The organism is Bradyrhizobium sp. P5_C12 (assembly GCF_054049735.1).
The window spans coordinates 64,883-75,144 of the sequence record NZ_JBFULU010000038.1 but is presented as its reverse complement, the minus strand read 5'-3'; the positions used below and the strand labels follow the sequence as shown (position 1 = coordinate 75,144).

Genomic DNA, 10,262 nt, shown 5'->3' with positions numbered 1-10,262 from the left:
CCCATACCCACAGGGAGAAGTTTGACGAAGACTCGTGGTGGGCAGCTTGACGCCGTAACTGCTCTCGGTGGCTATGGGTCCCGGCCTTCGCCGGGACGACGTCGGAAGTGTTGTTGGAGGCTTTCGCTCACAACGAACGTCCTCTCAATCCTTCCGAAACACGATCGACGCCATCCATCCCGTCATCAGCGCCATCGCCGCGGTGACGAGACCGTAGACGAACCCGTTCTGCCGCGCGGTGGTCGCGACGAACTGCTCGAAGCCGACCTTGACGATCTCGAAGGCGGTGTCGGTCTTGGTGACGAAGGCGCCGCCCGCAAACAGCTTGATTTCGACTTCGTAGGTGCCGATCGGCACCTCTGCCGGCAACGGAATGCCGGTGCGGAACAGCGTTGGCGTCAGGAACGTCACCGCGGTGGCGTCCTCGCGATAGAGCCCGCGCTGGGAGCGCAGCCGGATGAAGGCGGAGCGGAATGCGTCGTTCGGCACCACGTCGGCATAGTCGCCGCTGACCCGCTGCATCAACAGCACGTTGTTGAGCCCGATCTGCTGCCGCCGCGCGATCTCGGGCGAGGTGATCAGGTCGAGCGAGCGGTTGGCGAACAGCGCCAGATAACTCGGCACCTGGAGAAACTGCCGGTAGTCGGTGTTGATCCAGATGCCGAAGGTGCGCTCCTTGCGCCGCGTCACCATGTCGGCGCGCGGGCCCATCACGGTGACGACGAGATCGTACGCCGTGCGGTCGGCGGGCGTGGCGGCATCCCTCTCCACCGAGCCGAACAGCACCAGCTCCTCGCCGGAATAGTTCGGCGTCACCGTGACGCGGTGGTTGGAGACCGACACGATCAGCCGCTCGGCGCGCGCGGCGGATCCGAGCAGAAGGACGAGAACAACTGCAACGAGCGCGCGCATCATCCGCTCACTCCCAGCTCGCGAATGGTGAAGAGATCTTCAGGCCGGATCACGAGCTCGATCGCGAAGCGGACACCCACCGAGAGGATCAACAGGCCCAGCAGCAGCCGCAACTGCTCGCCGCGGACCTTCTGGCCGGCGCGGGCGCCGAACTGCGCGCCGGTGACGCCGCCGACCATCAGGATCAGCGCCAGCACCGCGTCGACCAGATGATTGGTCATCGCGTGCAGCATGGTCGCGAACAGCATGGTGACGAGCGTGAGCACCATCGAGGTTCCGATCACCGTCGAGGTCGGCACCCGCAGCAGATAGATCATGATCGGCACCAGGATGAAGCCGCCGCCGATGCCCATGATCGCGCCGATGAAGCCGATCGCCACGCCGACGATCACCACGGGAATGACCGACAGATAGATCTTCGAGCGCTTGAACCGCATCTTCAGCGGCAGGCCGTGGATCCAGTTGTGCGTGCGCCGTGGCGGCACCGCGCCGCGGCGGGTCCGCATCAAAGCGCGCAGGCCCTCGGAGAACATCAGGCTGCCGACGGTGGTGAGCAGCACGACGTAGGACAGCGCGATCATCAGGTCGAGCTGCCCGAGCGCGCGGAGCTGCGTGAAGGTCCAGACCCCGAGCGCGGTGCCGGTCACGCCGCCACATAGCAAGACGCTGGCAAGCGCCGGGTCGATTGCACGCCGCCGCCAATAAGAGAGCGCGCCGGAAAACGACGAGGCGGCGATATGGCTCGCGACCGAGGCGACCGCGACCGCCGGCGTGATGCCGATGAAGATCAGCAGCGGCGTCATCAGGAAGCCGCCGCCGATCCCGAACATGCCGGAGACGAAGCCGACGGCCGCGCCCATCGCCAGCACCAGGAAGATGTTGACCGGCAGATCGGCGATCGGGAGGTAGAGCTGCATCGGGGATCACGCTCCGGCGAGTCGGATCGATTGCGCGGAATGCTCGCGGGAGGGCGGAACGATTGCCGCGCTCTTCAATAGCCGAATTCGTGGCCGTGCGGATCAGGAATCTTGGGCGTGGTGAATGGACGCGAGGAGGGTGATGGGATTGGGCGTGATCGTTGCGACAATGGAGGTGCGCTCCCTCCCCCGCTTGCGGGGGAGGGTCGGGGAGAGGGTGTCTCCGCAGTGAGACTCCCCAAGAGGATAAAACCCTCACCCGGCGCTCTTGCGAGCGCCGACCTCTCCCGCAAGCGGGAGAGGTGCACCGAGCCCGTGGCCCGCTTGGTTCAATCTAATGCTATGCGGCTCAATGCGCGGCCGAGGCCGAGCGCTTGGTCGCGACCGGCTTCGGTGCCGGCTTCGCGTTGGCCTGCGACGCGCTGTCCCAGCCGCCGGCGGGCGCCGCGACATTGACGGCGTCGTCGGGCTGCGGCTCGGCGCTGAAGGTCTGGATCGCGAGCTTGGCGGCGGCAAGCGACTGCGGATCGAGGCGCTTTGCGACGTCGTCGCGCTTGCCGGCCGCATCCGCGTCGCCCTGGGCAGCCGCGAGGGTGAACCATTTGTAGGATTCGGCGAGGTTCTGTTCGACGCCGATGCCGCGTGCATAGAGGATGCCGAGGTTGAACTGGCTGTCGGCGACGCCGCGGTCGGCCGCTTTTCGGAACCACTGCGCCGCGCTCTTGTAATTGGCGCCGCGTCCGCCGCCGTCGGCATCGAGCACCGCGAGATTGTGCATGGCCTTGGCGTTGCCGCGCTCCGCGGCCTGCGTGTAGTAGCGGCGGGCGATGTCGGCGTCCTTCTTCACGCCGAGGCCCTTCTCGTACAGGGTGCCCAGGCGGAAGATCGCGGGCACCACGCCGGCCTGCGCCGCGCGGTCGTACCATTTGGCGGCTTCGTCGTAATTCGCCGGCGTGCCCTTGCCCTCGGCGAAGCGCACGCCGATTTCGTAGGCCGCGGCCGCATCGCCCTTCATCGCGGCGGTGCGCAGCACCGGGCCGCCGATGCCGTCAGGCAGCTTCTCGCTGGGTGGCACCTGCACCATGCTGAGCCGCGCGCGGCTCGTGCCGGACAACGCGCCGGTGACGTCGCTCGACGCCGCAGGCGGGGTTGGCGCAGCGGCCGGGGTTTGCGGGATTTCGACCGAGGCGGTGCCGCTCGGGCTCGTCACGGAGACCGGCGCAGCATTGTTCTGCGACTGCTTTCCGATCGGCGTCGGCGAGGTCATCGACGGCGTGACCTGTTCCGGCGCGGCGGGCTTGATCTCGACGGGCGGGGGGGCTCGCGGGGCGGGTTCGCTCGACGTGTTCTCCATCGCCTGCGGCGCCGGCGGCGCGTTGCCGCCTTCGAGCAGGTTCATCGCCATCTTGAACGTGCCGAGCACGATCACGACCACGCTCGCGCCAACCAGCAGCGAGCGGATCTTCGAGGTGATGGTCGAGCCAGCCTCCTGGCCCTTGTCCTTGGCGCGGGCGATTGCGGCCTTGGCGCCACGGGCCGGCTTCTCGGGCGGCTGCGCGGCGGCAGCCTGCGCGGCGCGGCGCGCGGCTGCGATGAAGCTCGATGACGACACCGGCTCCTTCGGCGCGGCAGGAATGTCGCTGATCGCGCTTTCGGACGCGGCAATGCGCTCCGACGGCGTGGCGACGCGCCCGCCCGGCCGGGTGCCCGGCTCGAGCGGATGATCCGGCGGCAGTTCGGGCGCGAGCGCGGTGCGCGCGGGCGTCGTATGTGGCTCCAGGATCTCGCTGATCGCGCGCGGCGGAACAGGCGGGGCCGTCGGCACCGGCGGCGGCGCAACTGGTGCGGCGGCATGGAATTCGCGCGGCGCGGCGACGAAGGCCGAATGTGCCGGTGGCGCGGCGGCGGGATTGGGCAGCTCGGGCTTCGGATCGTATTTTGGCTGCTGCTGCTGCTGCGGCCGCTGCTCGCGCGCCATCGGCGCGGGCTCGATCGGCGCAGCCATCGGCATCGGCATCTGCGGCGCAGGGGCCGGCGGCGCCGTGCGCACGGCGCGCAGATCGCCCTCGATCATGGAGAGGCGATCGACGACATGGCCGAGCGTGTTGTGCACGGCCTCCAGCGAATCCTGGGTGCTCCGGTTGGTCTCGGCCTGGCTGTAGCGGATGTCGGAGAGCTCGCGCTTGACGAGGTCGACCACGCCGGAATCGGGCGGCGGTGCCGAATTGCGGCTCTCGGCCAGCGCGGAATAGGTCGCCTGCTGCCGCTCCAGGTGCCGCAGGATGTCGTGCAGCCCGTCCTCGACGCGGCTCAGGTTTCCGCTGCGCGGATCGGAGGCGGCTTCGATCCGCTCCAGCAGATACGAGACCCGCTGCTCCAGATGCGCAAAAGTCGAGGCCGAGTCGCCGCCGACCTGCATGCGGTCGAAACGGTCCGACAGGGCGCGGATCGCGTTTTCCAGATGTTCAGTGCTTTCGGCAGGCTGAGGCCGCTCGCGGGTTTCCAGCGCGGCCGTCAGCGCCGCGATGCGCTGCTCCAGCACGGCGAAGCTGTCGCCGGGGCCGGAGGAGGCGCGGGTGATCTGGTCGACCTTGGACGACAACAGCTGCACGTCGTCGGAGAGCCGCGCCAATGCCTCGTTGGAAGCGACGTTGGAGACGATGCCGCGCAGCGCCGAGATCGCGCCTTCGAGCTGTCGTACCGTCGAGGGATCGTCATTGGCGCGCAGGATCAGATCGAGCTTGCCGCCGAGATTGCGGATCGCCTCGTCATAGCCGGTGAGCTGCTCGGCCGGCGTCAGCGTGCGCAGCACCTGCTTGATCTCGGACAGCACGCGCTCGACGCCGGCGAGCGCCTGGCCGTCGGTGCCGGTGGAGCGGGTCTCGTCGATGCGACGGTGCAGCGAACGGATCTCGTTCTCGATCGATTCGATCGCACGGCGCGGCATCGCCTCGGTGATGGCGTGGCGGATTTCCGCGAGCTCGCTGCGGAAGGCATTGATCGCCTGCTCGGTATTGTCCGGCCGCTGGAGCGCCTCGATCTGGCTGGTGATCTTGAGCAGGTGCCGTTCGAGCGACGAGAAATCCGGCCCCGGCTGCGGTGGCGGCGGAGCATAGGACGGGGCAGGCGGCGCCATCGGCGCGAAGGCAGCCGCCATAGGCGCGATCGATGGCGCGGCGCGCGGCGGCATCTGCCGCGGCGCAAAGCCGTCGAGCTCGCTCTGGCGCGCGGTGATCTCGGCGACGGCGACGTCGAACGAAGCGGGGCTCAGCGGTGGTGAGCTGCGATAGACTTGCGCCGCCGCGCGCTCGACCGCGTCGGCCTGGCGCTGGCGCGATTCGACGGGGGCCTGCCGCGGTGCCGGAGGTTGTTGCGGTTTCGAGATTTGCGACAGCCGGGCGTCGAGCCGCGAGATCGCGTCGTTCAGCTGGCGCGCAACGCCTTGCTCGCGCGACACCTCCTGGCGCGGCGCGGGTTTTGAAATCCGTTCGATCTGCTGGGTGATCGCGTCGAGCCGCTGGTGGATGTCGGCGACTTCGCGGCTTTCCTGACTCGGCACGTGGCCCGGTACTTGGCTCGGGATGTTGGGGACTTGCGGACGCTGCTCGTAAGATCCGCGAAAGTTCGGTGCGGCAGTTTCGCCGAGCGTGGAGTTCAGCCAATCGTTGAGTGACATGCCGGCGCGATGCGCAGCAGCTTCGGCCCGCTCCCTCACGGATGGATCGATGCCGTCAACACTCCACGATACGCGCGAATTCATGACTCTGTCCGGTCCCGACTCCGGCGCCCCACCCGACGCCTCCAGTCTCCCCACGCGTGCCGGTTGCAAGACAATCGAATTCTGCGCGGGTCGTCTGCCTCGAAAACCGACTTTTTCCTGTTACGGTAAATAACGGGTTAAGGAATGCGTTGCCGATGTCTTAAAGTTGGGCGGCGGGAACCTGGGGGTGAGCGCGTTGTGACGCTCGTCCGGTCGCCAAATAACCGGTGTCATGCCCCGCCACCGGGTCTCGCCTTCGGCGAGCCCGATGACAGGCTCCGGCGGGGCATCCAGTACGCCGCGGCTTCTCGGTTCTGACCTCGCCGCCTCTGGAATACTGGATCGCCCGCCCCAGTGCGCAACCGCGCACAAGGCGGGCGATGACAGCGGAGAAAAGATTTCGCCGCAGGCATGATCGGCCCGTCTCAGGAAGAGAGGACGCCTCGCTCGGCGTTCTGCCTGACGAGAATGTTGGCCGACATGAAGAGTTTGCTTGTGGCTGCGATAGCGGCCGGACTGGCGTCGCCCGCTGTTGCCGCCGATGCCCCGGTGGCAAAGCCTGCGGTCAAGGCGCCGGCGCCCGCGGGGTACAACTGGACCGGCTGCTATGTCGGTATCCAGGGTGGCGGCAGCTGGGGCAAGAGCGAGCACGTCGCGCGCGCCGGTAACGCCTCCGGGCCCACGATATCAGGCACCTTCAATCTCACCGGCACCGTCGCGGGTGGCGCCGTCGGCTGCGACTTCCAGATCGAAAAGACGGTGCTGGGCTTCGAAAACGACGCGTCGTGGACCAACAAGCACGGCGCCGCGCAGGATCTGCCGCCGTTCAATGTGGCGGCGACCAGCAGCACGCGGGAGAAGTGGATCGACATGTTCCGCGGCCGCGTCGGCTATGCGCTCGATCAGTTTCTGATCTATGGCACTGCCGGAATCGCCTTCGCCGGCACCGAGGTCACCGTGTCCAATCCAGCCGGGCAAGTCACGGATTCAAAGACCCGCACCGGCCTCGCGGTCGGACTCGGTGGTGAATGGGCGGCTTGGGTCGATAGCTGGGGCGCGGTGAGCTTCAAGCTCGAATATGTTCACGCCGATTTCGGCAGCAAGCGATATGTCGACCCGGCGGTCGCCTTCGGCGGATTCGCCGTTGTCACGCGCGATGTCAGGCTGACCGACGACATCGTTCGCGCCGGCGTGAACGTCAGGTTCAACTGGGATACACCGGTCGTCACAAAATTCTAGGCTGGGACCGGGCCGGCGGCTTAACCCTTGCCCTCGCGCTTGCCGTTCTCTAGCGGCACCACGGTGCCCTTGCCGCTCATCGCCGACAGCGCCTCGAGTGCCTCCTCGCAGAAATCGGCCACCATCTGCTCGTGCCGGGCGCCGAGGCGCAGCAGTAGCAAATTGCCGAGGTCGAGCACGCCCGACGCCGTTTCCTCCGGAAAACGCTTCTTCAGGATGCGCTCGTAATTGGCGTGACGGTCGCGGTGGTGCTCCAGCCGCGCCATCAGGTCGGTGCGCAGCGGCTCGATATCGATGCTGTCGAGCGCATGGAGGCGGACCAGCAGGTCGTCCTTGATCGAGGGCGGGGTGCTCGGCCGCGCGGCCCAGTGCCGCAGCGCTGTTCGGCCCTCGGGAGTGAGCGTATAAACCAGCTTGTTGGGCTTGCCGGACTGCACCACCTCACGGCCCTGGATGTAGCCGCGGTCGCGCAGCTTGGAGAGTTCGCGATAGATCTGCTGGTGGTCGGCCTTCCAGAAGAAGCCGATCGAGGAGTCGAACGTCTTGGCGAGCTCGTAGCCCGTCATCGGACGTTCCGTCAGGCATGCGAGGATCGCGTCGCCGAGCGCCATGGCACCGGCCTCCCTTGTTCGATTTTAACCAACCAGCTTGACTTTATGCGCATTGGCGCATATGCGTCAATGTGCATATGAAGCAGTCCGAGGTCGGGGTCAAAACCCGATCCGAAAAACCCAGCGAAATCAACCTCCTCGCTACTGTGCATGGGGTTGTTTGCGAGTTTTTTGCCAACGCCTTTGATCCACGGGAGGCAACTGACAATGACCGGCCTCGATTCCTGGTACGACTTCATGAAGTCCCATGACAGCAAAGCGCTCTGGGACCTGCTGCATCCTGACGCCGTGTTCGAAAGTCCCGTCGTGCATTCGCCGCAGCGCGGCCGCGACATCACTTTCAAATATCTCGCCAGCGCCGAGAAGGTGCTCGGCGGCCCCGGCTTCACCTATGTCGGCGAATGGAAGAGCGCCAACGGCGCCGTGCTCGAATTCAAGACCATGATCGACGGCATCGAGATCAACGGCGTCGACATCATCACCTTCGATCCCGAGGGGCGCATCACGCATTTCAAGGTGATGGTGCGTCCGCTCAAGGCCATCAACATGCTGCATCGCCTGATGGCGGAGCAGCTCGCTGCCCAATCATGACACTGCCCTGTGGTTGCAGAAGCAGCTAAGCTTGCTTGCAAAGGCTGCGCCGCAGGAATCACGCGAACATCATCACTTCAAGCCCCTGCCGGGAGACCACCATGCCGATCTACAAAGCCCCCGTCGAAGACGTGAACTTCCTGCTCAACGACGTCTTCCAGATCGACCGCTACGACAATCTGCCCGGCTTCTCCGATGCATCGAGCGACGTGCGTGAGGCGATCCTGGGCGAAGCCGCCAAGCTCTCCGAAGAAGTGCTCCAGCCGCTGAATCGCGTCGGCGATCTCGAAGGCTGCAAGCGCGCCGATGACGGCAGCGTCACCACGCCGAAGGGATTCAAGGACGCCTTCAAGCAGGTCGCCGAAGGCGGCTGGCTTGGATTGTCGGCTCCGACCGAGTTCGGCGGGCAGGGCCTGCCGGTGACGCTCTCCCAGGCGGTCAACGAATTCCAGATCTCCGCCAACATGGCGTTCTCAATGTATGGCGGCCTCACCATGGGCGCGACCGCGGCGCTGCTGGTGCACGGCACGCCCGAGCAGAAGCAGACCTACGTGCCGAAGATGGTGGCGGGCGAATGGACCGGCACCATGAACCTGACCGAGCCGCATTGCGGCACCGATCTCGGCATGCTCCGCACCAAGGCGGTGCGTCAGAGCGACGGCAGCTTCAAGATCACGGGCACCAAGATCTTCATCTCGGCCGGCGAGCATGACCTGGCCTCCAACATCATCCACCTCGTGCTCGCCCGCGTCGAGGGCGCACCCCCCGGCATCAAGGGCGTGTCGCTGTTCGTGGTGCCGAAATTCCTGGTGAATGCCGACGGTTCGGTCGGCGCCCGCAACGGCGTGGTGTGCGGCTCGATCGAGCACAAGATGGGCATCCACGGCAATTCCACCTGCGTGATGAACTACGACGGCGCCACCGGCTGGCTGATCGGCGAAGAGAACAAGGGCATGCAGGGCATGTTCGTGATGATGAACGAGGCCCGCCTCGGCGTCGCCGTGCAGGGTCTCGCGCAATCCGAGGTCGCCTATCAGAACGCGGTTGCCTATGCCCGCGAGCGCATCCAGGGCCGTTCGCTCACCGGCACCAAGGCGCCGGACAAGCCGGCCGACCCGATCATCGTGCATCCCGACGTGCGCCGCACGCTGCTGTCGATCCGCGCCTTCAACGAGGCCGCGCGCGCCTTCGTGATGTGGACCGCGCTGAAGAGCGACGTCGCCCACCGCTCCGAGGATCCCAAGGACCGCCAGGCCGCCGACGACCACATGGGCCTGATGACGCCGGTGCTGAAAGGCTTCCTCACCGACTACGGCTTCGCCAACGCGGTGCAGGCGCAGCAGATGTATGGCGGCCACGGCTACATCGCCGAGCAGGGTATGGAGCAGTTCGTGCGCGATGCGCGTATTGCGATGATCTATGAAGGCGCCAACGGCATCCAGGCGCTCGACCTCGTCGGCCGCAAGCTGCCGCGCGACGGCGGCCGCGCCATCATGGCGTTCTTTGGCGAGGTCATGGCCTTCGCCAAGGAGAACGGCGGCGACGAGGCGATGAAGCCCTTCATCGCCCCGCTGTCGGCTTCGCTCGGCCATCTCCAGCAGGCCACCACCTGGCTGATGCAGAACGCGATGATGAAGCCTGACAATGCCGGTGCCGCGGCGACCGATTACCTGCATCTGTTCGGCTTCGTCGCGCTCGGCTACATGTGGGCGAAGATGGCCAAGGTGACGAATACCAAGATTGCCGAGAGCGGGGCGACGCCCTATCTCTCGACCAAGCTGGTCACCGGCCGCTTCTTCATGGAGCGGATGCTGCCGGAGACCGCCGCCAATCTCGCGCGTATCCAGGCCGGCTCCGCCACCATCATGGAACTGCCGGCAGAGGCGTTCTGAGGAGTTTCGATGTCGGCAGCGGAGGCCATCATTGCGGAGTTTCGCGCCTTCGGCGCCGGGCTCCGTCGCGACAAGTTCTGTGCACGATCCGCTCTGGACATCGTCGACCGCTGCGAGACCGACAGTGTCGGTATTCTCGGTATCGAAGGGTTTTACCTGACCGACACGACGACCGTCCCCCAGCTCGATCGCATCCTCGATCTGAGCGCGGGGATGAAGGCTTACGACACCGCGCGGCAATTCCTTCGCCATGGCGAAGGGCTGCCGCTGTTCTACGAATTCACGTTTCAGGAATGATCGCGGCTGCGTGGCGGTCGTGACGAAATAGCTGCAAATCAGG

General features: G+C 66.2%; 8 protein-coding genes. 4 read left to right on the top strand and 4 right to left on the bottom strand.

Going from position 1 to position 10,262, the window contains the following annotated elements:
* Positions 1-144: 144 nt before the first annotated feature.
* The 3 genes from ACXJMY_RS27945 to ACXJMY_RS27935 all read right to left on the bottom strand — a co-directional run bounded on the left by ACXJMY_RS27945 (position 145) and on the right by ACXJMY_RS27935 (position 5,589).
* Positions 145-915: a TIGR02186 family protein gene (locus tag ACXJMY_RS27945; protein WP_456622567.1), complete on the bottom strand. Its 771-nt coding sequence runs from the start codon at positions 913-915 to the stop codon at positions 145-147.
* The gene (locus ACXJMY_RS27940; protein ID WP_456622566.1) at positions 912-1,829 is read right to left on the bottom strand and encodes a sulfite exporter TauE/SafE family protein; all 918 of its coding nucleotides are present in this window, start codon (positions 1,827-1,829) and stop codon (positions 912-914) included. The genes ACXJMY_RS27945 and ACXJMY_RS27940 overlap by 4 nt, the downstream gene beginning before the upstream one ends.
* Before the next feature lie 349 nt (positions 1,830-2,178).
* On the bottom strand, positions 2,179-5,589 hold the full coding sequence (locus tag ACXJMY_RS27935; protein ID WP_456622565.1) for a hypothetical protein: 3,411 nt from the start codon (positions 5,587-5,589) through the stop codon (positions 2,179-2,181).
* A gap of 480 nt (positions 5,590-6,069) precedes the next feature.
* On the opposite strand from ACXJMY_RS27935, the gene ACXJMY_RS27930 reads away from it, so the two are divergent.
* Positions 6,070-6,828, top strand: a complete 759-nt coding sequence (locus ACXJMY_RS27930) for an outer membrane protein (RefSeq protein ID WP_456622564.1) — start codon at positions 6,070-6,072, stop codon at positions 6,826-6,828.
* Between the two features lie 20 nt (positions 6,829-6,848).
* Here the strand turns inward: ACXJMY_RS27930 and ACXJMY_RS27925 are convergent, their stop codons facing one another.
* Complete coding sequence (locus ACXJMY_RS27925; protein WP_456622563.1) at positions 6,849-7,439, bottom strand: PadR family transcriptional regulator; 591 nt, start codon at positions 7,437-7,439, stop codon at positions 6,849-6,851.
* Positions 7,440-7,646: 207 nt separating this feature from the next.
* On the opposite strand from ACXJMY_RS27925, the gene ACXJMY_RS27920 reads away from it, so the two are divergent.
* From ACXJMY_RS27920 to ACXJMY_RS27910, 3 genes are all read left to right on the top strand, one after another.
* On the top strand, positions 7,647-8,030 hold the full coding sequence (locus ACXJMY_RS27920; RefSeq protein WP_456622562.1) for a nuclear transport factor 2 family protein: 384 nt from the start codon (positions 7,647-7,649) through the stop codon (positions 8,028-8,030).
* Between the two features lie 101 nt (positions 8,031-8,131).
* Positions 8,132-9,922 carry an acyl-CoA dehydrogenase C-terminal domain-containing protein gene (locus ACXJMY_RS27915; RefSeq protein WP_456622561.1) on the top strand — a complete coding sequence of 597 codons (1,791 nt, stop codon included), beginning with the start codon at positions 8,132-8,134 and terminating at the stop codon, positions 9,920-9,922.
* A 9-nt stretch (positions 9,923-9,931) separates the two neighbouring features.
* Complete coding sequence (locus tag ACXJMY_RS27910; RefSeq protein WP_456622560.1) at positions 9,932-10,219, top strand: hypothetical protein; 288 nt, start codon at positions 9,932-9,934, stop codon at positions 10,217-10,219.
* The last annotated feature ends 43 nt before the right edge of the window (positions 10,220-10,262 follow it).